This is a genomic window from Geomicrobium sp. JSM 1781026 (assembly GCF_041949955.1).
Lineage (GTDB): Bacteria > Bacillota > Bacilli > Bacillales > Marinococcaceae > Geomicrobium_A.
The window spans coordinates 538,187-564,572 of the sequence record NZ_JBHFQF010000001.1 but is presented as its reverse complement, the minus strand read 5'-3'; the positions used below and the strand labels follow the sequence as shown (position 1 = coordinate 564,572).

Here is a 26,386-nt window from a genome sequence, read left to right as displayed (position 1 = left end):
AAAGCAATGTATGTGACTTCCCCACAAAGTGTATGTGGAGAAGGTAATACCGAATTATGATCTAAAAAAGTGAGACAGTTGCCCTTGAATCATGCTTGCTTTCGTTTCGTTTGGATGATTCACTGCTTCTCGCTTCAACCGTTCACGAAGCTTTTTTAGTTCTTCACGCTCACGCACTTCTTTCTCGCGCTCTGCTTCTTGTTCTTTCATCATTTCCTTAATGCCTGCCATGTTCACGCCGCGATCGGTGAGCTGCTTGATATCAAGGAGAACATCGACATCCGCAAAAGAGAAAAGCCGCTGGTTGCCATCCGTCCTTGCCGGTCTTACAAACCCGTGTGTTTCATAATAGCGAATTTGTCTTGGCGTAAGGCCTGTTAATTCCTTCACGATACGGATCGAGAACAAAGGCATGTGCAGTCGTTCACTTTGCTCCAATTGTTTGCTCCTTTCAAGATCAGCACGTGTGATCCGTGAAAATATTACGTTGTATCTATGAATATATTACTTAGTTTAAGAGATACAAAATTTCATGTCAACTTTTTTAATCAATTTATGTTAACTTTTTTGACATGAGTGGTGCAACATCGTTGCAAGTGCCCGTTTCACCGCAATCTTTACGTGAGCGAAAGAAAGGCCCCCTTGAACATACGCGGTGTAAGGCTCTGCCACAGGTCCATCCGCACTAAGTTCAATACTTGCCCCTTGCACGAATGTCCCAGCTGCCATAATGACGTTGCCATCATAACCCGGAAGCGGACCTGGGACCGGTAATGCGCGGGCATCTACCGGTGAATTCTGCTGAATGCTCTGGCAGAAGCTCACCATTGCGCGCTCTTCACCAAAATGAACCGCTTGGATTAAGTCCGTTCGCTTTGTCATTGAGCTAGGAGTGGTATGAAAGCCCGCCTTCTCCAACATAGCGGCTGTAAAATGTGCTCCTTTTACGGCGTCGGCGACGACAGTTGACGCCATGAATACACCTAAAAAGGCGTCATGTAAAAACGGACCGGTTGCCCCAGCTTCAATTCCAATTCCAGGCGCACTTAAACGAGAGGCTGCCCGTTCGACGAATCGAGCTTTTCCGGCGATGTAACCACCGGTTTTGGCAATGCCCCCACCTGGGTTCTTAATGAGGGAACCTGCAATCAAATCCGCTCCAACATCCCCTGGTTCTTCAGTTTCTACAAACTCCCCGTAGCAATTGTCCACGAAGACGTTCACGTGCGGGTGATGGGTTTTAATGTGCAAAATGTACGCACCAAGCTCGTCCAAAGTAATGGATGGGCGGGAATCGTAACCCGAGGAACGTTGAATGACTACCCAGCTCGTTTTTTCAGAAATTGCAGCTGTTACACAGGAAAGATCAATGCGTCCTTCTTTGAGGGGAACGACGTGCGTGTCCATATTATACTCTTTGAAATTCCCAACCTCGTCGCCTGTTAAACCTAAAACCGATTGCATCGTTTCATAGGGATCGCCGCTAGCATACACTAATTGTTCCCCTGGCCTCATGTTCCCGAACAAAGCTGCGCTAATGGCATGTGTTCCCGACACGAAATGCGGACGTACAAGCGCCCTTTCCATCCCAAAGATCTGGGCGTACACTTGCTCAAGCTTTTCTCTCCCCTCGTCGTCATACCCATAACCGTCCGAACCTACGAGATGGTGCTTTGAAATTCCCGCCTCTTGAAAGGCATCCAACACTTTCGCTACATTTCGTTCACTCGTTTGGTCGATTTGTGTATAGATGTCAGAGAGGTCAATATTGATTTCTCGCTCCCACGTCTGAATTTGGTCTGTCATTCTCTTTTGTCTCCTTTAGTTGTCTTTGTTCACGTAGCGATTTTGTGAGCGTGCATAACCCTTCACGAAATAACTCTCCGTTTGTTCATCAAAATCTTCCTCTTGAACAATCGTTGTACTTTTTAACCGAGACAACCGCTTCCCATCTCCAGCAGGAACCACTTGTTCGTACGGTTCCATAAAAGAGATGATTTGCTTCTCCAATAAAAGCAAAAGCTCCTCGATATTTCTGCCGGTTTTCGCACTAACTTCGATTCGCGGGGCATTACCTGACACCAACGTTTCTCGGTTCGAGTGATGCTCATCTTGTTTATTCAGTACTGTAATCGTTTCAATACCACTTGCGCCAAGGTCTTGAAGCAGCGATTCAACGGTTTTCACTTCATCATCTGCGTGCTCGCTCGAAGCGTCCACTACGTGAACGAGCAAATCTGCTTCTGTAACCTCTTCGAGGGTGGATCGAAAGCTCGCAATAAGTGTGGTGGGCAAGTCCCGAATAAAACCAACCGTATCACTCACTTGCACTTCTAAGCCTGATGGCAGTCGTAGTCTTCGAGTGAGTGGATCAAGTGTAGCAAACAACAGGTCCTCGGCGAATGCTTGTTCATCCGTTAGTGCATTCAAAAGCGTCGTTTTCCCTGCATTTGTATACCCTACGAGCGTAATGTGCAGCCGCTCTCCTTGTTGCTTTTGATGCTTGCGCACATCTCGGTGCTTTTGCACGCGAACGAGGTCCCGCTTTAACTCATCCATTCGCCGGTGAATGTGACGACGGTCGGTTTCTAGTTTTGTTTCACCAGGACCCCGCGTTCCAATGCCTCCGCCTAACCTAGAGAGCGATAACCCTTGACCTCTTAGACGCGGCAACAAGTACGTCAACTGCGCAAGTTCCACTTGAATTTTCCCTTCTCGGGTTCGTGCGCGTTCGGCGAAAATATCAAGAATCAACTGGGTGCGGTCAATGACCGCAACACCGGTCGATTCTGAAAGCGATTGGCCTTGCCTCGGGGACAGCTCATCGTTAATGACGATCACGTCTACTTCTAGCTCCGAAGCGAATTCTGATAGTTCATCAACTTTACCAGAACCAACATAACGAGACACGTCTGCAGTTCTACGGTTTTGTAAACTCGTATGCACAACTGTGCCGTGGGCCGTCGTTACAAGACTTTTCAATTCTTCTACACTTCTATGTTGCAAAGCTTCGTCTTCTTTTTCATTGATGACTGCAACAACAATAACTCTTTCCAAAAATGGCTTCCTCCTAAAAATCACGATCAGATAAGGTTTTTAATGCATCTACGTCATGTTCATTATGCTCGCGCATCGTTCGAACCGCATGCTGGCGAATCGCCTGCTCAATCGTGTTTCGAATGTATCGTCCGTTACTAAACGGCTCTCTAACTGAGGATTTACGTTGCTGTAACGCTTGCTCAAATTTCGTTTTTGCACGTTCGGTCCAAATGTATTCTCGCTCCACGAGTAGACGCTCTGCAATTCGCATGAGCTGTTGTACCGAGAAGTCCGGGAACTCAAGTTGTAATGGAAACCGAGATGGCAAACCAGGATTCAAATCCAAAAACGCATCCATTTCCCTTGAATACCCTGCGAGAATGAGAATAAACGACTGTTTGTGGTCTTCCATCGCTTTCACTAGTGTATCAACAGCTTCTTTTCCAAAGTCTTTTTCCCCACCTCGGGCCAGTGCATACGCCTCGTCAATAAAGAGAATTCCCCCTGACGCTTTTTGCACCAGCTCACGAGTCTTTTGTGCCGTCTGACCAATATATTCCCCAACAAGATCTGCCCGCTCTGCTTCAATAAAATGGCCTTTTTGTAAGAAACCAAGGTCTTTAAACAACCGACCGAGAAGACGGGCAGCTGTCGTTTTACCTGTACCAGGACTTCCTTTAAAAATCATGTGCATCGACTGTTCAACGGTCTTCAATTGATGTTTCTCGCGACAACGGTTAATATGAATCCAAGCATAAATTTCACGAACCATTGTTTTGACGTTCTCGACACCAATCAGTTTTTCCAATTCTTTTTCTGCTTTTTGCAGTAGATAATGGTGGTCGGTTTCTAACGTTGCTGTTTCTCGTTTCTCTTTCTCTTTTAAACGTACGCGGATGCGAGATCTTCCCTGCTGACTGCTGATCATTGTTATCCCTCCGAACAATCACGGGCATTTGCCCATAGTGTACGCAAGCAAAGGGAAAGATGTGCAAAAACCGCGTTGCCTACATTATTGTATCGAAAGGAGAAGGAATTTGCACCCAAACGAATGTTCATTACCCAAACCTGCAAACAAGTACTTAGACGCTTTAGCCGCAAAAGGCAGAAAGACGTCTACGATCAAGCGATATCGATATGACTTATTAGATTATTACTCTTATGTTCATGAACATGTACAACCCGATGAACAATTGCCCACATATGAGTCTCTTTCGACGTTCTTTACTGAAATTATCGAGAAGCGAAACTATAAATACAAAACGTACAAACGAATTCATACGGTATTGCTCCGTTATGGCGCGTATTTATGTGAGATGCGTTGGCAGTCGGTTAATCCCGTCGAAGACATTACACTTCCAGAGAGCGATGAGGATGAGCTTTCAGTAGAGGATTTATTTAGTCATCGCGAAGTGGATCAATTGCTCCGTTCCATTCATTCAGACAATGGTCTCTCAGAAACTCAGCAGAAATCCCGGCCGCTTCTAGCACCACGAAACCTCATTATGATCCGACTTCTCTTGTTTTACGGTTTGCGATTGCAAGAATTGTACGGCCTACAAATCGATGACTGGCAACGGCCCGGTCGCTTACACGTCAAACCGTTAGACGGTGAGGTGCTTCCGCGTACGATTTCACTTTCACAAGCCGACCGCACGTACCTCCGTGATTATCTTGACGTAATTCCAACGCCAGTTCAGCCGGTACTCGGAAGTGAGCACCCGCTATTTATCAGTTTCGACTACCAACGGCAAACGTATCGCTGGTCATATGAAGAAGATATGCCTAAAAGACTCACGATCGTGGCAATGCAAAAAATGATTCGAGAGGAACTAAAACGAGCAGGACTGCCTCTCGGGCGAAGCGCACAGCACATGCGACATACATTCATTGTTCGTTCCCTTGAAAATGATGAACCCCTCTCAAGCCTCCAACAAAAACTTGGTTTGCACTCCCCACTCGTACTTCAACGCTATGAGCAACTGGCCTTGAAGGATGAATCGTAGCATGTAAGGAACTGGCTCACACAATTTCTTTCGTGTGAACAATGTGGCGATCTATATATTGGCAAGGTATTCTTTACTCATTTGAAAAGAAAATCCCGTCTCTTTTAAAAGAGACGGGATTTTCTTTATTCTCCTTGATTCGGATCTAATTGTAGTTGGACGTTCCGCTGCGGAGCAAACGTTGAAATGGCGTGCTTGTACACCAACTGTTGTTTGCCGTCGGTATCAATGATGATCGTGAAGTTGTCAAATGCTTTCAAATACCCACGAATTTGAAAGCCATTCGTCAAAAATACAGTAATTGCGATATTCTCTTTTCGCAACGTATTTAAGAATTGATCTTGAATATTGACGTTTTTCAATACAGGTCCCCCCAATTCATGTCTTCTGTTCATTTCGACACGTCTTGCACGATTCCTTCAAGAAATTTAACAATTCCTTGAAAATCCTCTGACTTCGGTTCAGCACCCATGTCGAACCATGTGACCGTCTCTTTATTTTTAAACCAAGTGAGCTGACGTTTCGCAAATTGTCGAGAATGAATTTTAATTCGATCTACCGCTTGTTCGAATGAGTATTCGCCTTCAAAATAGGCAACGAGTTCTTTGTAACCAATTGCCTTCATTGCTTGAGTATGTGCATACCCTTCTTCGTAGAGACGCTCAACCTCTTGAACCAACCCTTGATCAATCATCCGGTCTACTCGTCGTTCTATACGGCTATACAACTTACTCCTCTCCATCTCCAAACCAATGATAATGACGTCGTAAAGAAGCGCGGGATTCGTTTGTGAGAGAGGATCGGGAGCCGACTTACCACTGTGAATCAATTCCAAAGCTCGAATGACCTTGCGCGTGTTGTTTTGATGGATACGTTCTGCTGCCGCCTCGTCCTGTTGCCGCAATGCTTCGTGCAACTCTTCTTTTCCACCCGGTTGATTGGCAAGCTGTTCCATCTTTTCCCGCCATGCCAGGTTCGCTGGTTGGTCCTCAAATTGCCAATCAGACGTGACGCTTTTCACATACATCCCGGTACCACCGACTAAAATAGGTAGATGACCTGTTTCTTGAACGCGATGAATGGCTTCTTTCGCTTGTCGTTGAAACTCGGCGGCACTGAACGATTCATCGGGAGCTATGTAATTGAGAAGGTGATGGGGAACGCCTTGTCGCTCATCGACCGTTGGTTTTGCTGTTCCAATATCAAGTCGTTTGTACACTTGGAATGCGTCACCGTTGATGACTTCACCATGAAATGCTTTCGCAATTTCAATACTGAGCGCCGTCTTACCGACGGCTGTCGGTCCGACGATGACGACTAATGGTAATCGTTTCACACTGCTACTCCTTTCTCATAAATCAATTGTGCCATACGTCACCGTGCCCCGCCTTCGGTCTAACCGCTGAAAGCCGAACTCGTCAAACAGGGAGCTTTGTGATTCTGCTTTCAGTACAACTGCCTTCTTAGCGACCCGCAACGCCTCTTGAACGGTTTCATTAGATAATCCATCATAACATGCAATCTCTTTTAGCGGCTGCAAATGTACAGATTGTTGTACGGACTGTTTAAACATCGGGTCCATATAGATCACATCAAAACTATTATCGGCTTGTTTCTGTAAATATTGTCGTTGGTCAACACAGACGACTTGAACTCTTCTCATCGCTTCTACCAATGCAGGGTGTTGGTCATCAGTCCAATTTTTCAACCCTTCTTGGACGACACTCGCAATCATCGGTTGCTTTTCAACACCAATGACTTTTCCATTCGGTCCCGCATAAAAACTCGCAACAATACTGTCACTGCCAAGCCCTAATGTCACATCCAAAAACGAATCTCCTGGCACCAATCTTGAGGCTCTCACTAACGGATCGGCTTCTCCATTTTGCAGTCGTTGAATCCGTAACGTTGCCATGCTCGGGTGGAAAAAGAACGGTTCCTTGCGCTTCGTATAGACCACATCTTTGCCGGCTTTTCCTACCATATATACGTGCGGGTGATGCGCATGAAATTCCGTAATCGTCTGCTTGTTTCGCCGATGGTAAGGCAGCTCAAAATCGGCGGCAATTTGCTCAGCACGAGCGACCATTTCCTGTGTAGGCTTACGACTTGTCGTAATCATCGGCGTATGCTCCTCACCAAAATAAAAGAGGTGCGCCTTTAACTTGGCCGCACCTGGTTCATTGTATTAGTGTTTCTCCGAAAACTTGTACAAAACGTATGCCATGACAGTGGCAACGAGCACAGCTGCAAATGTGATGCCGAGGATGGCTACAAGATCCATTGGTGTCATCGTTCTCTCTACCCCTTTATCTCTAGTTGTATCGTCTACTATAGTCGTTATTGTACCATATCTAAGACGAGCTTGCATTACGTACCGATTGCTTAATTCATGACTCTCTTAAACATTTTCTCCAATTCATACGTAGATATATGAACAAAAATATTCCTGCCATGCGGGCACGTAAACGGCTGGTTGCACGACCGTAATCGTTCTAACAGATGAAAGATTTCATCTGTTCGCAAATGCCGATTCGCTTTGATTGCTTGTTTACAAGACATAAGAATTGCAGCTTCTTCACGAATTTGGACAGTGTCAGGCTTTTTTAATTGTAATGACTGGGCAGCGAGTTCCCGAATCGTCTCTTCTTCATATCCTTTCGGAAACCATACCGGGTGCGCCGTTACACGATACGTATTCGTACCGAACGGTTCCATCCTTAAGCCAAACGCAGCGAATTCGTCTTGCACTTGCTCCATTTGCATAAACTCTTCCGACGTAAAGTCCATCGTAAACGGGACGAGCAACTCTTGTTCGTCCCGTTGCTTTTCGTGAAGTTTCTCGTGAAATTCTTCATAATAGATTCGTTCTTGTGCGGCATGCTGGTCAATCATATACAAACCGTGATCATTTTGAGCAAGAATATACGTCCCATGAAGCTGACCAATCGGATAAAGAACAGGAATTCTCTCTTTTTGCTCCGTCTCTTCTTTAGGGAGTTCATCCTCTATCGAACGAACAGACGTCGTCTCTTCTGCCTCCAGCTCTCGTTTTCGTTCTATACGAGCAGGTGCGGGATCTTCTTTCACAACGAGCGGTTCATTCTCTTCACGTTTCTCTCCAATTTCCTTACGTGTTGGCTCTACAGCACGTTCATAAGAAAGTGGCAGCTCCTGAGCGACAGGAACCGGTGCTGTTACGCGTTTTGAAGGCGTCGCAGTAGGAATGAATGTTTCTTTTTTAAGGTGAGCGGCAATCGTACTCTCCACCTCTTGAAGCAATTCGTCTTCTTTACTTAATCGCACATCCCATTTGGACGGGTGCACATTTACATCGACTAACGTTGGGTCCATCGCAATTGAAAGTAGTACAACCGGATAGCGGTGCAAAGGTAAGAGTGTATGATACGCTGACTCCAACGCTTTCACGATTGGAAAATGACGAATATAACGGCCGTTAATAAACGTGCTCATATAATGCCTGCTCGCTCGATTCAACTCCGGCCGTCCGATAAACCCTGAGATGGTATAGTCTAACGATTCATGGGAGACTGGGAGCATCTGTTCAGCCACTTGCTTGCCGTACACTTGAAAAATGACCGATTGCAAATTGCCATTCCCATTCGTAAATAACAGTTGCTTGTCATTGTGCTTAAACCGAATTGACACATCGGGTCGGGAAAGCGCCGCCCGGTTGATCACATCGCTCACTCTTCCAAGTTCCGTATTGACGGTCTTCATATGCTTAAGCCTAGCAGGCGTATTGTAAAACAGCTCGTCCACAACGATGCGCGTGCCTTGCCTTGCTTTTGTCGTATTCTTTCCTATGAGACGCCCACCTTGATAGCGAAGTTCAATGCCCGCTTCACCAGAGACGGCCGTTTCCATCGTCACTTTCGCGACTGACGCAATACTTGGCAACGCCTCCCCTCTAAACCCTAGCGTGCGTATTCGATTAAGATCTGATTCACGGGCAATTTTACTCGTGGCATGCCGTAAAAAGGCGAGCTCAGCTTCACCGCTTCGAATTCCTGAGCCGTTATCAATAATGGAAATGGAGGCAAGCCCTCCTTCGGTAATTCCAATATCGATTTCTGTACTGCCCGCATCTAGTGCGTTTTCCAACAGCTCTTTTACGACCGAAGCGGGGCGTTCGACCACTTCTCCTGCAGCAATTTTGTTTGATAAGTGATCATCCAACTGTATGATCTGAGCCATTGTCATCCCCTTTCTGAATCATTGATTTTTCGTTGCCACTCATAGATTTTTTCGAGTGCCTGTATTGGCGATAAGTTTAATACATCTAGTTGTTGCACTTCTTGTTCGAACTCACTTTTGCTTCGCTTTGCTGTCTTGTCTCGTTTTTTTGTTGACGCCGGTTCCATTTCTTCAAACAAGACGAGCTGTTCATGAACACTTGAATGACGGGTCGGTCTGTGTTCGGTTTGTTCCAATTCTTGCAACAAATGTTCGGCACGATCAATGACTTGATCGGGCAAATTGGCAAGCTTGGCTACGTGAATCCCATAACTTCGATCTGCTTTGCCATCTTCAACTTTATGCAAGAAAATAACGTTCCCGTCTTCTTCCTCCGCACGAACATGAACATTTTTTAGCCTTCCAAGTTGTTCTTCAAGGATCGTCAATTCATGGTAGTGCGTTGAAAATAGTGTTTTGCATTGGTTCTTCTCATGAATGTATTCGATGATTGCTTGTGCGAGCGCCATTCCGTCATACGTTGACGTTCCACGGCCAATTTCGTCGAGCAACACCAAACTGTTTGCAGAAGCTTGTTGCAATGCATATTCTGTTTCCACCATTTCCACCATGAATGTGCTCTGGCCGCTAGCCAAATCGTCCGCTGCCCCAATACGGGTAAAGATCCGGTCAAATAACGGCAATACCGCAAGATCAGCAGGAACATAACAGCCGATTTGTGCCATCACACTAATCATCGCCACTTGGCGCATGTACGTACTTTTACCCGCCATATTTGGCCCTGTAATGAGCAGCATATCCCGCTCCCCGTCTAAGTGAATATCGTTCGGTACGTAATCACCGACTGGGATCGTCTCTTCTACGACGGGATGGCGACTCCGTTCGAGCCGAAGTTCCCCGGCTTCTGAAAACAGAGGTTTAGTGAAGCGTTTCTCTTCACTTGCAACTGAAAAGCTTTGCAATACATCGATCTCACTAATCATCTTAGCGGCTTGTTGGATGTTCGGAATATACCTTTGGACTTCTTCTCGAATTTGCAGAAAAAGTTCATACTCCAACGTTTCCATCTGATCTTCTGCATTTAAAATCTTACTTTCCATCTCTTTAAGCTCGTTGGTTGCAAAACGTTCTGCATTGGTTAACGTCTGTCTACGCTCGTACTGTTCAGGTACGAGGTGCGCACTTCCTTTTGACACTTCTAGATAAAAGCCAAACACGCGATTGTACCCGACTTTTAGCGTTTTAATTCCCGTTCGCTCACGTTCTGTCTTCTCCAGATCAGATAGCCACGTCTTCCCATTCTCTGTCGCTTCTCGGTAAGTGTCGAGCTGTTCATTGTACCCAGCAGAAATCATCCCGGCTTCTTTAATTGAGATCGGCGGCTCATCAACAAACGCTTCTCGTAAAAGCACTTCTAACGGTGCGCACTCTTCGATGTTTTTGCCGTATTCGTTTGCAGACTCTCCAAGCTGTGAAAGTAGCGCGCGGATCCCGGGCACTTGTTGCAAAGACTTTCGCAATTGCACGAGCTCTCTTGCATTCACATTGCCGTAAGCGACTTTTCCGGCGAGACGTTCCAAATCATACACTTGTTGAAGCGCCTCTTGTAACGTGCGACGTTCAATGGGGTTGTCCAAAAATACCGAGACCATTTGAATTCTTGCCTCGATTTGCGATTGGTCATATAACGGTTGTTCAATCCATTTCCGTAACCTTCGGCTCCCCATTGCTGTTTTTGTGAAATCTAGCAATCCATATAACGACCCGCTTTTCGTTCGTTCACGCAACGACGCGATAATCTCTAAATTCTTTCTCGTATGCACGTCCATTTGCATGTGTTGCTGATGGATATGAGTAACGGCGGGCTGCATATGTTGCAATGACCGCTTTTGTGTGTGTGTTAAATAATTGAGCAATCGGCCAAAAGCCGAGCGTATGAGCGGTTCATTTCCATCATAGAGATGGTCCATATGAGATGGGATTTCTTCTTTCATCTCTGTAGACATCGTCATTCCAACAACTGGGAGGTGTGACCCTGCTGCTTCATCAACCACAACCTCTTTAAGACCATCCATATGTAATAACCGATGCATTTCGTGATCGCCGCGGTCCGTCACACCGACCTCGGTTTCTCCTGTCGACAAATCGGTACGCGCATAACCCATCTGTGCGATACCGATTGAAAGCGAGAGAATATATTGATTTTCCTCGGCTTGAATCGCTTTCCCTTCCATGACCGTACCAGGCGTAATGACACGAACGACGTCACGTTTGACGACCCCCTTTGCTGTTGCGGGATCTTCCGTTTGTTCACAAATGGCAATTTTATAGCCTTGTTCTACAAGGCGAGTAATATAATTTTCTGCTGAATGGTAAGGAACACCACACATCGGCGCTGCGTCGTCTCCCTTTCCTCTTTTCGTTAAAGTAATTTCAAGTACACGCGCTGCAAGTACGGCATCATCATAAAACAGCTCATAAAAATCACCAAGACGAAAGAACAAAAACGCATCCTGATGTTCTTCTTTGATTCGAAAATATTGTTGCATCATCGGTGTTTGTTTAGACACTTTGTTTCCCCCACTATATAACGAACTAGAACAAATTATAGCATATTCATGTTTTGATGATGAACGAATTCAAATAGAAAAACCAGGAGCAAATCTCCTGGTTAATCTTTCTTATAGCTTTCTTTTTCTTCTTCATGTTTACGATGATCTTCTTTCTCTTTATGATCGTAGTCTCGTCGATCATCTTGTCGTTCACGCTTTCTATTTCCAAACTCTCTTGGTGGTCTACGATCAAGAAATTTCGGATCAATCTGATCTTTTAGCTCTTGGTCACTCACTTGTTCGCTCCACTTTACATCTTCATAATGGGCATCTTCTTTGTCTGGATAAACGAGAATGCTCACTTTTGTCTCCCCGACAACTTCAGCAGCGAACTCTTTCTCAACTTCAACATTCACATCTTTTTCGTTTTTCGCGATTAATGCCTCAATCGTTTGCGGTTGCTTCGTTGCTCTTGCAATGACGTCCAACTCATCGGTCATGAGTTCATCGGGTCTCATCTTTAATGGCACGTGTTCATGGTAAGATACCCGTTCTGTTGCCACATCGGTTTTCGTGTTTTTCTCATAAGAATACCAAACGTTAATATCATAGGAACCTTTAATTTCTACACTGTCCCCTTTACGCTCTGCATCATAGCGATGATTAATAACCCAGCACCCTAGTATACTCGTAGGATTGTGCTGCGGACAAATGGTGTGCATCGTTTTGGAGAATTTTCTTCCTTTACCGCAAACGGCTTTCGTAATAATTTCTCTGTAATGTTCAGACACGTCACGTTCCTCCCTTATTTTCGGCATTCCGGCGCTTGCATGCCTCTTCTTATTCATATGTATGACCTAAATGTACGTTCATGCCCATAAATTGTTGCTCACGAAAAAAAGAGATGAGGATCTGATCTCCTCATCTCTTACCTATGCAAAACCAAATTCATTTATTCTTGGTCTAAATAAGCTCTTAACATCCAATCATCTTTTTGGAAGTCTCTTGCAATTTCTTGAATCGCATCAGCAAGGGACAATGCTTTTTTATCTTCAAGTTGTTCCATAATCTCATACAATTCATTACTCATCTTCTGAAGGTCGAGGGAAATGCTGTTTACCATATCCAATTCACCTTCATTACCTGTCGCTTCGTCAATCGTAGAAGCAGCGAGGAAATCTTTCATCGTAGCGAGCGGCTGCACTCTTACCGTTAGCATTTGCTCTGCATACTCATCAATGTGTGTTTTCGTTTTGTCATACATCTCTTCAAATTTCTCATGCAAAGAGAAGAAATGCTTCCCTTTAATATACCAGTGATAGTTATGAAGCTTGATATAGAAAACATGAAGATTGGCGAGTTGCTCGTTTAATTCTTTGTCCATTGCTCTAGCGCTTGTGCCTTTAATTTCTGCTTGTCGTTTAACCATGTAAAACGCCTCCTATAAGTAGTGATGTGTATTCAACTAATTATTGATTATAATTATTATATAATAATAATTATAATTTGACAACCATTATCGTGTTTTCGTGGCGTCTAATTATTATCTACCCGTTTCTCAAATAAAATATGCCCCTATTTATAGAAAAACACCCGCGATCATCCTCGCGGGTGTTTTTGATTAATGATTACTCTTTATCTTTAGAGCTTGTAATGTGCGCGGTTACCGTATCTGAAATCGTACTGGATACGAGTTGCAACACTTCGTTTACTTCTGTTTGGCTGCGCTTAAATTCTTGGACAATCGGAATGTCATCAATTTTTTTGTGAAGATCTTCAATCTCCGCCTCAGTTTTCTTAATGGCTTCTGTTTTTTTGTAGTGCTTCAAGTTTACAAGTTCTTTTTGTTTTGCTTTCACTTCATCGATGAGCCCTTGAATCTTCGTATTTTGGTTAATTTGCGCTTCAGCCCGAATGAAAAAGTCGACCTCTTCCGTTTGGGTAAGTTCATTCGCCAACTGCTTCGCTTTTGCCATAATCTCTTCTTTTGTATACAATCCTTCTGTCATGCGTTCTGCACCTCGCTGTATTCGACCAGTTCACCATCTAGTGACCACGTTTTTACGTTTGTGATTTTTGCATAGATTAGCTGTCCAATTTTATCTTTTGACGTTCGTACGTTTACACGTTTGTTTGTACGTGTTCGACCAGAAAGTACATCTGGATTTTTCTTACTCTCGCCCTCAATAAGAACTTCAACCGTTTGTCCTTGCATTGCGGCATTACTCTCTGCGGACAATCGGTTTACAAGTTCGTTCAGTCTTTGTAATCGTTCTTTCTTCACGCTCATCGGAACATTATCTTCCATCCGAGCCGCAGGTGTACCTTCTCGAGGAGAATAAATGTACGTAAACGCACTGTCATATCTCATCTCTTCAACCAACGTGAGCATATCTTCAAACTGCTCATCGGTTTCATTCGGGAAGCCAACGATGAGGTCAGTCGTGAATGTGGCATGCGGCATCGCTTTTTTAATTCGGTTAGCAAGGTCGATGTATTGTTCTCTCGTATACTTTCTCCCCATAAGCTTAAGAATCTCGTTATTTCCATGTTGGACAGGGAGATGAATATGTTCTAACAAGTTGTCTCCTTTTGCCAAGACTTCGATCAGCTCGTCGTCAAAGTCTCTTGGGTGGCTCGTCGTAAAACGCACACGTGGAATATCGACTTGTCGAATCATATCCATCAGTTTTCCGAGGGAACTCGGGTCCTCAAGATCTTTTCCGTACGCATTCACATTTTGCCCGAGAAGCGTGATCTCTTTGTACCCTTGCCTTGCCAAATCTCTCACTTCATGAATGATGTCTTCAGGTTTTCTGCTTCGCTCTTTTCCTCTCGTATAAGGAACGATGCAATATGTACAGAACTTGTCACACCCATACATAATGTTGACCCATGCTTGTGTTTTCCCTGCACGTTTGCGCGGCATGTTCTCAACAACATCGCCTTCTTTTGACCACACCTCAACGACCATTTCTTTACCGAGGATCGCATCATGCAAAAGCTCTGGTAATCGGTGAATGTTGTGTGTCCCGAAAATAAGATCCACATGTTGATGCTTTTGCAAGATCTTATTGACGACCGTTTCTTCTTGAGACATGCATCCACAGATTCCGAGCACAACTTCTGGTTTCTCCAGTTTCAAATTCTTTAAGTGACCGATCTCGCCGAACACTTTATTCTCGGCGTTCTCACGGATCGCGCACGTGTTCAATAAGATCACATCGGCATCTGCGGTTTCATCTGTACTCGTAAACCCTAGTTCTTCTAAAATGCCGGCCATGTTTTCGGTATCATGAACGTTCATCTGACATCCGTACGTGCGAATATAATAGCGCTTGCCTTGGCCAATTTGTTTCATTTGCTCTGGAACCGAAAAGTCATAATGAAAGTCGACTTCTTTTCTTCGTCTTCGTTGGCCTTGTCGGTAATTCGGTGGTTCATTAACGACGATACTTCTCCCGCCAATTTTCATGACGTTTTTGCCTTCATCATTCTCTTCGAAAACTGCATTCGAGAAATCAAAGTATTTCCCGAAGTCCTTTTGGTCTAAAGACTTCCCATTTTTTTCTGTATGATCAGGGTTGGTCTCGTTTTGACGGCGTTTGTGATCGCTCATAGCCATCCCCTTTCTGTATACCAAAAATCTCATATATAAACGGATGTTACTGCAAATCCATTAACTGCAGAACTTACCAGTTCAAATTATAATGGTTCAACGTTAGGAAAACAACCTCAAGTTCTTTCACTCGTAGATGTTCACCTCTTAGTCACAGATTTCAGGAATGATTCAGTTGCAACCCTCGGTGCCGATTTAAGGCAGCGGCAATTTCCATCTTTCGAGGCCTAGCCAAATCCCCTGGGTGTTGACCATAAAACGAAGATACTTGTTCAATACCAGCTATTGTTGCTTGTTCGTAACGCTCTAACAGCTCGTTAATGGACGTGTTCCCGTCCATATGGTGCTTCGTGAGCATCCGCAATATCTCTGCAATCGCACGTGTTTGACTGTCGTCGACGATTTGCTCGACATTCGTCAAATCAATGGCTTCACGCCCAAAGAGAATCGTCTTTGTACCTTTGGCTCCTACTTTTTCTTTTTTGCCTTTTTGTGCATTCCAACCTGCTTTTTTCGGCATCCGCTTTTTCGTTGAACGAGTAACATCATCGGGCATAACCGCCTGCCTCGTCGTTCCTTCGCTTGCAATTTGTTTCGCACGATCGGTGACGTCGGTGACTTCGTATTCATCAAGCATAATGACCGTGTCTGCCACTTCTAAATAATCGCCACTTCCTCCTACAACGACAATCGTTGAGATGCCTTCTTCTTCATATAAATATCGAACCCGATCAATAAATGGCGTAATTGGCTCCTTCTCTTTCGCTACGAGTTGCTGCATGCGTTGGTCACGAATCATGAAATTCGTTGCGCTCGTATCTTCATCAATGAGCAAAAGCGTTGTGCCAACTTCTCGAGCCTCTATAATATTTGTCGCTTGTGACGTACTCCCACTTGCATTTGTTGTTGAAAACGAACGAGTGCTTTTATCATTTGGCAAATTACCGATAAACATGCCAATATCAACACCACTCACGCTTCTTCCATCCTCGGCTCGAATTTTCATCGCTGTGTCGTCGGTAGCAATGTACTCTCGCCCATCTCCAGCAATATGGTTGTACACCCCTTGCTCAATCGCTTCAAGCAACGTGCTTTTGCCGTGATAACCACCTCCAACAATGACCGTTACACCTCGTTTAATCAACATTCCGCGAACGTTGCCCGCATGGGGTAAGTTTGCGTAAGCTTCCAGTTCTTTTGGGCTCGTAAAACGTTTTGTGTGATCACTTTGAAGTGGCTGTTTACTTATGCCACTCGATCGTGGCAAAATCGCGCCATCACGAATAAACACTAAGCCACCCTCTTTGGCTACAAATTGGCGCAAAGCATGCTGATCATCACAAAGACGTAAGTGCTCGTGTAACTGATCGATGTCCATATCGTCAACGGCTGATTGCATAATTTTTGGGAGTTGTACCGTTAGTCGTTGGATCGCTTCTTTCGCAAGAATGGAGCGCCCCCTTGCCGGTAACTGAACAGATAGACGCACTTCCAGTTGACCATTATGAATAACGACTGCACTTCTCTCCAATATTTCTTGAGAAGGAGCGTCAATGAAAATGCCTTTGTTTGCTTGGTACTTCTGGATCATTCGGTTTACCACTCTTGCCAAATAATCCGTGAATCCTACATACCGCCAATGATCGGTGTACATGTCTTTCGTAAACGATAGCTTGTCCACCGATGCACTTACGCGTATTCGAGACGGAGACGCATATGGGTCGGCTTGGACATGATCAATGTGCAGCGTATACTTCCCAAACGTGTGCGCGCCTTTAATGTCGTGATATGCTTTGTATCCTTTATGATCAATGCGATGTAAGATCGAGGTTAATTGCTTCATAAGAATTCTCCTTGTATTACGGTTTTATAAGAAAGTTTGGCACATGGATAAAAAACCTAGTGTACGTACACTAGGTTTTTTATCGTTACCTTTGCTAGTCATCACTTATCTTGGTTCAATGATCAATTTAATCGCCGTGCGTTCCTCACCATCAATCTCAATATCGGTAAAGGCTGGAATACAGATTAAATCAATGCCACTCGGTGCTACAAATCCTCTAGCAATGGCAACCGCTTTAACCGATTGATTGAGTGCGCCAGCGCCAATGGCTTGAATCTCTGCCGCACCTCGCTCTCGTATGACTCCTGCTAGGGCACCGGCTACAGAGTTCGGAACAGATTTCGCTGAGACTTTTAAAACTTCCATGTATTGTCCTCCTATCGCTTTTAAATGGCACCGTTACCCCCATAATATTCAGCAGTTGCCTTCCTATGCCTTTATCGTGATAATTTACGGTTATTCATAAAAAGGATGATCATCATTAATCATAATTCTTTGCAGGGAACGTGCCTTGCCTGTTTGGTCATCGAGGTCAATGCAAATCCCATTTAATTGGGTTCGACCTTCGGCCACTTCGAACTTCACTGGCATCGCTGTCAAAAACTTGTCCAATACAGCCTCACGTTCAACCCCGAGTATTCCGTCATACGGCCCGGTCATACCAACATCTGATTGGTAAGCCGTCCCACCCGGAAGAATTCGGTCATCGGCTGTTGAAACATGAGTGTGTGTTCCAATGACAGCACTTGCTTTCCCATCTAAAAACCAGCCCATTGCTTGCTTCTCACTTGTGACTTCAGCATGAAAATCTACAAATACAAACGGGGTTCTTTTCTTTGCTTCTTCCACCGCTTCTTCAACAGCCCGAAACGGGCAGTCAATATCAGCTAAAAATGTACGACCCATCGCATTAATAACGACAACTTCTTGTCCATTTATATTCACACTCACTGTTCCTTTACCAGGTGTGCCTACCGGGTAATTGATCGGACGAATGAGCTTTTTGGCATCATCAATAAATGAGAATATCTCTCTTCTTGCCCAAGCATGATTGCCAAGTGTAACGACTTGTGCTCCTGCTTCTAAAAAGCTTTTGTAAATCTTTTCTGTAATGCCTTTGCCACTAGCCGCATTTTCGCCATTAACAATCGTAAGCGATGGTCTATACTTCTTACGCAGTTTCGGTAAATAGTCTTGTACCATGCTTCTGCCTGGTCGACCGACGACATCTCCAATAAATAAGATTCGCATGCTGTTTCCCTCGCCTCATCTTCGAATTCATGCGATAGTCATTATATACCCTTTCAGGGAGTTCATAAAACTATCATCGCTTTTAACACGTGTAAAACGTAAAGAAAGCAGCACAATGTGCGCTGCTTTACTTTGCATAATCTACTGCCCGTGTCTCCCGAATGACAGTAATTCGGATATGACCTGGGTAGTCTAATTCGTTTTCGACCCGCTTTGTAATATCGCGGGCAAGACGATGTGCTAACACATCATCAATTAAATCAGGTTTCACCATAATGCGGACTTCGCGACCCGCCTGTATGGCATACGTTTTTTCAACACCATCAAATGATTCTGCAATCTCCTCGAGTTTTTCGAGTCGGCGTATATACGTTTCCAGTGTCTCTCTTCTTGCTCCAGGGCGTGCTGCAGATAACGCGTCTGCTGCAGCGACGAGTGTCGCTATGACAGACTCGGCCTCTTCATCGCCATGGTGAGAAGCAACACTGTTGACGACTACCGCATGCTCATTGTACTTTTTCGTTAGTTCTACACCAATTTCTACGTGGCTTCCTTCAATTTCATGATCAATCGCTTTTCCGATATCATGTAGAAGACCCGCTCGTTTTGCTAGTTGCACATCTTCTCCTAGCTCCGCCGCCATTAAGCCTGTCAAATGAGCCACTTCCAATGAATGTTTGAGCACATTTTGTCCATAACTTGTTCTAAATCGAAGTCGACCCATAATCTTAATTAAATCTGGGTGCAAGTTATGAATGCCCATTTCAAAGGTTGCTTGCTCACCGTACTCACGGATCCGCTCATCCACTTCTCGTCTCGCCTTTTCAACCGTTTCTTCAATACGAGCTGGATGAATACGGCCATCTTGTACGAGACGTTCAAGTGCGGTTCGTGCAATTTCACGACGAATAGGGTCGAAACCAGATAGGATCACCGCTTCTGGTGTATCATCAATGATGAGATCGATGCCAGTTAGCGTTTCTAAGGCACGGATATTTCGACCTTCTCGTCCAATAATCCGACCTTTCATCTCATCATTTGGCAAATTCACGACTGAAACTGTTGTTTCGGCAACATGATCCGCCGCAAATCTCTGTAAAGCTAAAGATAACATTTCTTTTGCTCGCTTGTTCGTTTCTTCTTTTATACGCTCGGTGTTCGACTTGATCATAACGGCTGATTCGTGTTCCAGTTCTTGTTCGAGATCGACGCGAATCATTTCCTTCGCTTCTTCCCTCGTTAATCCGGATACGCGCTCCAGCTCTTCTTGCTGTTTACTGATCAAACCTTCCATTTTACTGTTCATCGCTTCGGTTTCACGCTGTTTCTCTGCGAGAACCTCTTCTCGTTTTTCGAGTGATTCTTCTTTTTTATCTAAAGACTCACTCTTGCGATCAAGTGTTTCTTCTTTTTGAAGAAGTCGACTTTCTTGTTTTTGAACATCGTTTCTCCGTTCGCGAATATCGTTTTCGGCTTCGGAACGAATGCGATACGCTTCATCTTTCGCTTCAAGAATGGATTCTTTCTTGCTTGCTTCAGCGTTTCGCTCCGCTTCTTCAATCATCTTCTTGGCTGCTTGCTCAGCACTTGAGATCTTTGCCTCCGCAATCTTCTTACGGATCAAATAACCGATGAACCCGCCGACGCCAACACCGACCAACAGCAGCAAAATGGAAGTGACCACCATAACAGGACTGTTATCTATCAAGAGATACACCTCCTTTGCTATGAAGTTGTTCTGTGTGAATCTTGTTCACCTTGCGGGTTTGCCAACGAAAAACGGAGACAGCAGGTTTCTGGTGTTGAATTCCATTTGGGTTTTCATCAAACGCATTGTTCATTGAACCAAATGTTTCTGTTCATTCTGTTCCATCATTCATCTTATCTGTTATGAATGTACTATCTGATGGAGAATACGAACTGTATTCTTCATCGATGATAAGCGGCTGCTAACCTTGTCTATCCAAGTCAATTCTTGCCAACAGCAACTCATTTCATTCTTTATAATTGTATACTTCTATTCATGAAAATGTCAACATTACGACGCTGTTCATCTTCGTGTGGAATAAGGAAGATTTGATACGAAAAGAGCAGGGAATGTCCCTGCTCTTCATTAAGCGTCCTCAAGTTTCAACGTCACTTCTTCTTCGTCACTATCTTTCTTCGCGCTAGCGTTCAATTCATAGTGAGCACGAATCTTTTGCTCAATATCTTTAGCGATATCTTCGTTTTCTTTCAAGTATTGCTTCGCATTCTCACGGCCTTGACCGAGCCGCTCGCCTTCATATGCATACCATGCACCGCTTTTATCAACGATGTCAATATCCGTCGCAATATCAAGCAAGGAACCTTCTCTTGATATTCCTTCTCCGTACATAATATCCACTTCTGCTTGGCGGAAAGGAGGCGCTACTTTGTTCTTCACGACTTTCAGTCTCGTTTTATTACCAACCGTTTCATTGCCTTGTTTTAGCGCTTCGGCACGACGTACTTCTAAACGAACGGAGGAATAGAACTTGAGTGCTCGCCCACCTGGTGTCGTCTCTGGATTTCCAAACATTACGCCAACCTTCTCACGAATTTGGTTAATGAATACGGCAATTGCATTGGATTTACTAATTGCTCCTGACAACTTACGAAGCGCTTGGGACATAAGGCGTGCTTGCAAACCGACGTGAGTATCCCCCATATCCCCTTCAATTTCCGCCTTAGGTACGAGTGCAGCCACTGAGTCAATAATCAAAATGTCGACCGCACCACTGCGAATAAGCGCCTCAGCAATTTCCAAGCCTTGTTCTCCAGTGTCTGGTTGAGAGAGCAACAGCTCATCAGTGTTTACACCGAGGTTACGTGCATAGACAGGATCTAGTGCATGCTCAGCATCAATAAAGGCCGCTTGTCCGCCATTTCTTTGAACTTCTGCAATCGCGTGGAGAGCTACTGTCGTCTTACCTGAAGATTCCGGACCGTAGACTTCAACAATCCTTCCGCGCGGATAGCCGCCAACGCCTAGAGCAATATCAAGAGCCAAAGCCCCGCTTGATACTGTCGATACTCTTCGTTCACTATCTTCTCCAAGCTTCATGATGGAGCCTTTTCCGAACTGCTTTTCAATGTTTCGAAGCGCTTGGTCGAGCGCTGCTTTGCGGTCACTCATTGTTCTATCTCCTTTATTATAAATTCATACATTTCTCTCATGCAGAATGATGGTCGTTTTATCCCCTGCATTCATCATATCGTCTTTTGTTCATTTTGCCAAGAAAAATACGAACATTTATTCGTTTTTTTCTTGGAGAACTCACGAGCAAGCCGAAACACCTTCTGTGTCAAAGATCGAAAAACGAACGTCGGATTATATAGGGCAAACATCGACAACCTCAGAAAACTGGCGCGTTCATCGGCCGTAAGGTGTTGAGGCTCGATGTGAGCTTTTCCAAAATTGCGCGGAGAGAGCATAAGGCGACATCAACTTGGTCTTCTGTCTACCCGTTTCGTGAAAAATAGGTGAGACTGTCTAGAGATGGGCTCCTCTATTCAAATACTATTTTTTTATGGCAATTAACCGTGCGAAATTCATCATTCTAAACCTGAATAATTTCTAAGAGAAGTCTATGAGACAGTTGGCACCTTACAGTGTCCTGTTTGAGGGGCGGATAAACACATAAAAGAGTCAGAGAGACCGTGATTAGCCTTCTCCTCTTCTATGTTGGCGTTTGACCGTAATGTCCCCCGACTTTCCTATGACAAGTGTATGGAACGAAGACCGGGTGCAATCTCGACCATAAGGTTCATGGAATTTCTGAACGTATAGATTAGCATAAGACGTCTGCGGTTCGTCAAGACTTCGCAGCAGCGCTGACACGGTTTCAGAAAATGCGCGATGCGTTCAACTTTACATTTCCCTTATTTGCGTTGTTGGTCCTCGATTTCGACCAACCGGTTGAAATTCTCCATAGGCGTTGGAGAAAGCAGAAAACGTTTTTTGCTTCCAAAGGGCTTGTAATGGAAACAGAATCAGCTATTATGCTCGTTTTGGTCTCGTTTTGGTTCCAATCCATAGACATCTGCTTCCAAACAGGCATTTATGGAAGCAGATCGAGCGCTTTACAGTAAATGAACGACCGTCTGCTTCCAAAACCTTCTTCATTCTCGTGTAGTACAAAATTCTAAAACAACCCCTAGCCTAGAATTTATATGGAATGTACTTCACGTTTTTCCAGTTTGCACTATTGTTGCTCTCCACTGCAGGCGGCTGCTTGTAATCCAGAGCATAAATACGACATCACCTCTCACTGCGCTCCGCTTGTGCTCGCTGTGTCTACTTGACAGTCCAGACGATAAGGGCAACAACGGTGCAGCACCAAAGATCGACCACCGTGTTTTCTATGCAGTCCAGACTACAAGTGCAACATCGGTGGCCAAAGTGCGCCCACCTTGTTTTCTATGCACTCCAGAGCATAAGGGCGACACGGTTCACGTTTTTGCCTACTGGTTACAGTGTCTGGAATGAAGTCCAAATGTCCCAAATATTTATTAATGTGACACTTGGGAAAGAAAAATCATCATTTTAAACGTGGATCGGCACATAAACGGAGCGGGCGGTCACAAATTGCGATATATGTGACCGTCGAGAGCCGAAAGTGCCCGGATTGAGGGCTGGATTGTCACATAAGTGACACGTCATCACATTCCTTACGCCAGGTGGTGGCCATCGGCTATGCGATGCTTCCCTTCGAGAAACGCTTTCTATTTTGCCTGCAACTCTCACTCACATTGCCGGACAACGTGAGTTGAGATGAGCTTCAACAGTCACTCTGTTAGCGTTCGCCGGCCAATAGCGATCTTAATCATAGGATTTGTTGGAGTTTTTAAGTTTATGTTTAGTCGTACTAAATATCCGAACGTTAGCACATCCAAAAAACGCTCGCCACAAGTCCTCCTCGGACGAATGACAAGCGCTTATCGGAACTTTTCTTACGATTAGGAACGAGCGGGACTCGGTTTGCGAGAATCTCGTTTTGGACGCGGTTTCGCAGGCTCCAAGTTCACTCTTGCTCCGTTCAATCTCGAATGACGAAGGCCTTCATAAACGAAAGGTGCAACGCTCTCAGGCACTTCAACAAAGGTGAAATTCTCAAAGATGTCGATCTTTCCAATTGATTTACCTGGAATGCCAACGGCGTTTGCTACTTCTTCAACGAGAATTTTTGGCGTCATATTCACGTTGCGACCGACGTTAATGAAAAAGCGTACCATTCCTTTTGCACCACCGGTTTCACCGAAGCTATACCCTTCTTCAGACAGGTTGTTTTCCGTCTGGTAGTTCATCTTTAGTAACGCTTGAATAACGTCTTTTTGATCGAAGTCTTTTAGTAGCTCCTCGGTAAGGTCATCAAAAATGGACGTCTCTTCACTCGTCTGAATCACATTTGTAATTTGTGTTTTCCACGCGTCTTGTTGCTTTTCAACCACTTCTTCAATGGTCGGAATATCGCGGGTTGGAATTTGCATCTTGATTTCTTTCTCAATTGAGCGCAGGTGCTTCATTTCGCGTGGCGTAACGAGCGTGAGCGCTTGCCCTTTTTTACCTGCACGACCGGTACGACCGATGCGGTGCACATATGATTCAGGGTCTTGAGGGATGTCATAGTTAATGACGTGAGTGACGTTATCGACATCAATTCCTCTGGCCGCAACGTCTGTCGCAATGAGAAACTCAATTGAACTATCTCTAAATTTCTTCATGACAGCATCTCGCTGTGATTGCGTGAGATCCCCGTGCAAACCATCTGCAAAATATCCACGTGCTTGCAATGACTCTGTAAGCTCAGCGACGCCTTTTTTCGTACGAGAGAAAATGATGGCAAGCTCTGGGTTGTAACGATCAATTACCCGGCATAGTGATTCCAATTTGTTGCGTTCTAACACTTTAAAATAAAGCTGTTCGATCGATGGGGCGGTCACATCACTGCGACTAATCGACACCGTCTCTGGCTTTTCCATGTAGCGACGTGACAACTTGCGAATCGGACCCGGCATCGTCGCTGAAAACAGGAGTGTTTGTCGCTCTTTGTTCGTTTGTTTGAGGATGGACTCGATATCATCAATAAAACCCATGTCCAACATTTCATCTGCTTCATCAAGGACAAACGTTTCGACACGGTCCAAGCGAAGTGTCTTTCTACGCAAATGGTCTTGAATACGCCCAGGCGTTCCGATCACGACTTGGACACCGCGCTTCAATGCTTTGATTTGGTGACCAATTGATTGCCCACCATAAATCGGTAATGTTGTCAGCTTCATATTCGCAGATAATTTCTGCAGCTCACCGGCAACTTGAATGGCTAATTCCCGTGTTGGCGTAAGTACAATCGCTTGCACGTCCGAACTAGCCGTAATTTTATTTAAGAGTGGAATGCCAAATGCGGCTGTTTTTCCAGTTCCTGTCTGTGCTTGACCAACAACGTCATTCCCGTCTAAGACGATAGGAATCGCCTTTTCTTGGATTGGAGAAGGTTCTTCAAACCCCATCTGCTTAATGGCTTGTTTTAATTCTGGCTTAATGGCTTCGTGTTCAAATACGTTCATTCACTAATCACCTTTTTTCTTTTCTAGCAATAGACAACTGCATGCCTCTTTGGCAGCTCTTCGTCGAATCGTTTCGCGGTTGCCTGTAAGCTTTCGTTTATATACAGTGGTTTGATTTGGTAAAGCAATGCCAATGTAAAGCGTACCTACTGCTTTATTTTCTAATGTGTCTGGTCCAGCAACACCGGTAATCGATATGCCTACTGCACTCTCATACCGATCGCGAATTCCTTCTGCCATTTGCTTTGCGCATGCTTCACTAACAGCGCCGTGTTCATCGAGCAGATCAGCATTAACGCCGAGATGCTTGATTTTCATCTCATTGCTGTAAGTGACCATACCACCAGCTGTCACGGAAGATGCACCGGCAATTTCTGTAAGTTGTTGCATCAAGCCCCCACCAGTCATGCTCTCTGCGGTAGCGACTGACCAGTTCTTTTCCTTTAAGTATTCCACAGATTTTGAGAACAAACTATCCTCATTGTAACCGTATAAATACTCACCGACGCGTTCCAAAATCTTATTTTTTGTTTTGTTTAAGCGGTCGGTCGCCCGGTCTTCATCGGTTTCCGTAATTGTGAGGCGAAGCGTCACTTCATCTTGCCCCGCAAGAGGAGCGATCGTTGGGTTCGTTTGTTCGTGGATCAGGTCTTTCAACGTTTCTTCAAGTGCCGATTCGCCGATACCGAAAAATCGTAACACCCGTGAACGAAAAAACGCACCTGCATGATTTCGTTCTGCTAAGAACGGTTCCAACTCCCGTTTGACCATCGTTTTTAATTCTTGAGGCGGCCCCGGTAACAACACATACAGTGTTCCGTCATGTTCCAACGCACAGCCTGCTGCAAGCCCTGCATGATTGAAAAAGACGTGTGATCCATCAAGCACAAGCGCTTGCTTTCGGTTCGCTTCTGACGTCTCTTTGCCTCGGCTCGTAAAAAAGCTTTCAACATGCTGGAGAGCACTAGGGTCATAGATGAGTGGCACTTGCAAGTACTCTGACAGTGCTTCTCTTGTCAAATCGTCTTCGGTTGGTCCGAGACCACCAGAGAAAATAATTAAGTCGTGATGCTGTCTCGCTTCCTCAATCGACGACTGTATTCGCCGTTTATTGTCACCGACAACGGTATGTTTGTATACATTGACCCCAAGAGAAGCGAGCTGCTTTGAAACAAATTGACCATTCGTGTTCGCAATTTGTCCGAGTAGCAGCTCTGTACCTACGGCAATGATTTCAGCGTTCACCAGACCTCCTCCAATCTTCAGACAC

At 44.8% G+C, this 26,386-nt stretch carries 21 protein-coding genes; 1 reads left to right on the top strand and 20 read right to left on the bottom strand.

Going from position 1 to position 26,386, the window contains the following annotated elements; all coding sequences use genetic code 11:
* Positions 1–54: 54 nt before the first annotated feature.
* The 4 genes from ACE1TF_RS02790 to ACE1TF_RS02775 form a co-directional block, all read right to left on the bottom strand.
* Positions 55–438 carry a MerR family transcriptional regulator gene (locus tag ACE1TF_RS02790; RefSeq protein WP_152550060.1) on the bottom strand — a complete coding sequence of 128 codons (384 nt, stop codon included), beginning with the start codon at positions 436–438 and terminating at the stop codon, positions 55–57.
* Between the two features lie 120 nt (positions 439–558).
* The gene (locus ACE1TF_RS02785) at positions 559–1,806 is read right to left on the bottom strand and encodes a methionine gamma-lyase family protein (protein WP_375014018.1); all 1,248 of its coding nucleotides are present in this window, start codon (positions 1,804–1,806) and stop codon (positions 559–561) included.
* A 15-nt stretch (positions 1,807–1,821) separates the two neighbouring features.
* Complete coding sequence (gene hflX, locus ACE1TF_RS02780) at positions 1,822–3,057, bottom strand: GTPase HflX (RefSeq protein ID WP_375014016.1); 1,236 nt, start codon at positions 3,055–3,057, stop codon at positions 1,822–1,824.
* Between the two features lie 13 nt (positions 3,058–3,070).
* The gene (locus tag ACE1TF_RS02775; protein WP_373900151.1) at positions 3,071–3,973 is read right to left on the bottom strand and encodes an AAA family ATPase; all 903 of its coding nucleotides are present in this window, start codon (positions 3,971–3,973) and stop codon (positions 3,071–3,073) included.
* A gap of 103 nt (positions 3,974–4,076) precedes the next feature.
* Between ACE1TF_RS02775 and ACE1TF_RS02770 the strand changes: the two genes are divergently transcribed.
* Positions 4,077–5,045 carry a tyrosine-type recombinase/integrase gene (locus ACE1TF_RS02770; protein WP_375014014.1) on the top strand — a complete coding sequence of 323 codons (969 nt, stop codon included), beginning with the start codon at positions 4,077–4,079 and terminating at the stop codon, positions 5,043–5,045.
* A gap of 125 nt (positions 5,046–5,170) precedes the next feature.
* Here ACE1TF_RS02770 and hfq read toward each other — a convergent pair whose 3' ends face one another.
* From hfq to ACE1TF_RS02690, 16 genes are all read right to left on the bottom strand, one after another.
* Positions 5,171–5,407: an RNA chaperone Hfq gene (gene hfq / locus ACE1TF_RS02765; protein WP_042396961.1), complete on the bottom strand. Its 237-nt coding sequence runs from the start codon at positions 5,405–5,407 to the stop codon at positions 5,171–5,173.
* 29 nt (positions 5,408–5,436) lie between these two features.
* Complete coding sequence (gene miaA, locus ACE1TF_RS02760) at positions 5,437–6,381, bottom strand: tRNA (adenosine(37)-N6)-dimethylallyltransferase MiaA (RefSeq protein ID WP_375014011.1); 945 nt, start codon at positions 6,379–6,381, stop codon at positions 5,437–5,439.
* Positions 6,382–6,396: 15 nt separating this feature from the next.
* Positions 6,397–7,167, bottom strand: a complete 771-nt coding sequence (locus tag ACE1TF_RS02755; RefSeq protein ID WP_375014009.1) for a class I SAM-dependent methyltransferase — start codon at positions 7,165–7,167, stop codon at positions 6,397–6,399.
* Positions 7,168–7,430: 263 nt separating this feature from the next.
* Entirely contained in the window at positions 7,431–9,263 is a 1,833-nt protein-coding gene (gene mutL, locus ACE1TF_RS02750) for a DNA mismatch repair endonuclease MutL (protein WP_375014007.1), read from the bottom strand.
* Between the two features lie 2 nt (positions 9,264–9,265).
* Positions 9,266–11,833, bottom strand: a complete 2,568-nt coding sequence (gene mutS / locus ACE1TF_RS02745) for a DNA mismatch repair protein MutS (RefSeq protein WP_375014005.1) — start codon at positions 11,831–11,833, stop codon at positions 9,266–9,268.
* A gap of 101 nt (positions 11,834–11,934) precedes the next feature.
* Positions 11,935–12,606 (bottom strand): outer spore coat protein CotE, encoded by a 672-nt coding sequence (gene cotE, locus ACE1TF_RS02740; protein WP_307190137.1) that lies wholly within the window; start codon positions 12,604–12,606, stop codon positions 11,935–11,937.
* A 161-nt stretch (positions 12,607–12,767) separates the two neighbouring features.
* Entirely contained in the window at positions 12,768–13,244 is a 477-nt protein-coding gene (locus tag ACE1TF_RS02735) for a Dps family protein (protein WP_375014003.1), read from the bottom strand.
* A gap of 199 nt (positions 13,245–13,443) precedes the next feature.
* Entirely contained in the window at positions 13,444–13,824 is a 381-nt protein-coding gene (locus ACE1TF_RS02730) for a YlbF/YmcA family competence regulator (RefSeq protein WP_042396779.1), read from the bottom strand.
* A complete protein-coding gene (miaB, locus tag ACE1TF_RS02725; RefSeq protein WP_375014000.1) occupies positions 13,821–15,434 on the bottom strand; it encodes a tRNA (N6-isopentenyl adenosine(37)-C2)-methylthiotransferase MiaB in 1,614 nt (537 codons plus the stop codon). The genes ACE1TF_RS02730 and miaB overlap by 4 nt, the downstream gene beginning before the upstream one ends.
* A 160-nt stretch (positions 15,435–15,594) precedes the next feature.
* Positions 15,595–17,277 carry an ABC-ATPase domain-containing protein gene (locus ACE1TF_RS02720; RefSeq protein WP_375013998.1) on the bottom strand — a complete coding sequence of 561 codons (1,683 nt, stop codon included), beginning with the start codon at positions 17,275–17,277 and terminating at the stop codon, positions 15,595–15,597.
* 105 nt (positions 17,278–17,382) lie between these two features.
* Positions 17,383–17,643: a stage V sporulation protein S gene (locus ACE1TF_RS02715; protein WP_042396783.1), complete on the bottom strand. Its 261-nt coding sequence runs from the start codon at positions 17,641–17,643 to the stop codon at positions 17,383–17,385.
* A 90-nt stretch (positions 17,644–17,733) separates the two neighbouring features.
* A complete protein-coding gene (locus ACE1TF_RS02710; RefSeq protein WP_375013996.1) occupies positions 17,734–18,528 on the bottom strand; it encodes a TIGR00282 family metallophosphoesterase in 795 nt (264 codons plus the stop codon).
* 127 nt (positions 18,529–18,655) lie between these two features.
* On the bottom strand, positions 18,656–20,215 hold the full coding sequence (gene rny, locus ACE1TF_RS02705) for a ribonuclease Y (protein WP_375014100.1): 1,560 nt from the start codon (positions 20,213–20,215) through the stop codon (positions 18,656–18,658).
* Between the two features lie 426 nt (positions 20,216–20,641).
* Positions 20,642–21,685 (bottom strand): recombinase RecA, encoded by a 1,044-nt coding sequence (recA, locus tag ACE1TF_RS02700; RefSeq protein WP_042396790.1) that lies wholly within the window; start codon positions 21,683–21,685, stop codon positions 20,642–20,644.
* Positions 21,686–23,508: 1,823 nt separating this feature from the next.
* Positions 23,509–25,116 carry a DEAD/DEAH box helicase gene (locus tag ACE1TF_RS02695; RefSeq protein WP_042396796.1) on the bottom strand — a complete coding sequence of 536 codons (1,608 nt, stop codon included), beginning with the start codon at positions 25,114–25,116 and terminating at the stop codon, positions 23,509–23,511.
* A 3-nt stretch (positions 25,117–25,119) separates the two neighbouring features.
* A complete protein-coding gene (locus ACE1TF_RS02690; protein ID WP_042396800.1) occupies positions 25,120–26,361 on the bottom strand; it encodes a competence/damage-inducible protein A in 1,242 nt (413 codons plus the stop codon).
* Positions 26,362–26,386 lie beyond the last annotated feature (25 nt).

What these genes read in the sequence shown, in the direction of transcription:
- ACE1TF_RS02785 (WP_375014018.1), bottom strand. Translation starts at nt 1,806, where the DNA reads ATGACAGACCAAATTCAGACGTGGGAGCGAGAAATCAATATTGACCTC.
- ACE1TF_RS02755 (WP_375014009.1), bottom strand. Translation starts at nt 7,167, where the DNA reads ATGATTACGACAAGTCGTAAGCCTACACAGGAAATGGTCGCTCGTGCT.
- mutL (WP_375014007.1), bottom strand. Translation starts at nt 9,263, where the DNA reads ATGGCTCAGATCATACAGTTGGATGATCACTTATCAAACAAAATTGCT.
- ACE1TF_RS02735 (WP_375014003.1), bottom strand. Translation starts at nt 13,244, where the DNA reads ATGGTTAAACGACAAGCAGAAATTAAAGGCACAAGCGCTAGAGCAATG.
- ACE1TF_RS02730 (WP_042396779.1), bottom strand. Translation starts at nt 13,824, where the DNA reads ATGACAGAAGGATTGTATACAAAAGAAGAGATTATGGCAAAAGCGAAG.
- miaB (WP_375014000.1), bottom strand. Translation starts at nt 15,434, where the DNA reads ATGAGCGATCACAAACGCCGTCAAAACGAGACCAACCCTGATCATACA.
- ACE1TF_RS02720 (WP_375013998.1), bottom strand. Translation starts at nt 17,277, where the DNA reads ATGAAGCAATTAACCTCGATCTTACATCGCATTGATCATAAAGGATAC.
- ACE1TF_RS02715 (WP_042396783.1), bottom strand. Translation starts at nt 17,643, where the DNA reads ATGGAAGTTTTAAAAGTCTCAGCGAAATCTGTTCCGAACTCTGTAGCC.
- ACE1TF_RS02710 (WP_375013996.1), bottom strand. Translation starts at nt 18,528, where the DNA reads ATGCGAATCTTATTTATTGGAGATGTCGTCGGTCGACCAGGCAGAAGC.
- rny (WP_375014100.1), bottom strand. Translation starts at nt 20,215, where the DNA reads ATGGTGGTCACTTCCATTTTGCTGCTGTTGGTCGGTGTTGGCGTCGGC.
- recA (WP_042396790.1), bottom strand. Translation starts at nt 21,685, where the DNA reads ATGAGTGACCGCAAAGCAGCGCTCGACCAAGCGCTTCGAAACATTGAA.
- ACE1TF_RS02695 (WP_042396796.1), bottom strand. Translation starts at nt 25,116, where the DNA reads ATGAACGTATTTGAACACGAAGCCATTAAGCCAGAATTAAAACAAGCC.